Genomic DNA, 265 nt, shown 5'->3' with positions numbered 1-265 from the left:
AGTGACGATAATGACAGCAATATCAATATGGAAACTGAAAATAATCAGAGTAAAAACCTCGTTTCAACCAATTCTTTCAATGGAGCTACTGTTAATGTTGATATTTTTAATCATTCTGTAAGTTTTATTAAATCTAAAGTCGGTTCACAGGGAGCCAGTTATGTACTTACACAAAGCGATCTTAATCAATTTTATCAGATTGCACAAATTCCTAATGCTCAGAGATTATCTTTAGACAAGGTAAATAGCATTATTTCTCAAACGG

The 265-nt window shown here is 31.7% G+C and carries 1 protein-coding gene; it reads left to right on the top strand.

Going from position 1 to position 265, the window contains the following annotated elements:
• Positions 1-27: 27 nt before the first annotated feature.
• The coding region (locus tag SB725_RS31745; RefSeq protein ID WP_410923415.1) for a hypothetical protein at positions 28-265 on the top strand (238 nt) is incomplete at its 3' end.

The organism is Pseudomonas sp. SIMBA_041 (assembly GCF_046535095.1).
Taxonomy (GTDB): domain Bacteria; phylum Pseudomonadota; class Gammaproteobacteria; order Pseudomonadales; family Pseudomonadaceae; genus Aquipseudomonas; species Aquipseudomonas mucoides.
The sequence above is the reverse complement of the archived record's forward strand: the minus strand, read 5'-3'. Positions and strand labels throughout refer to the sequence as shown.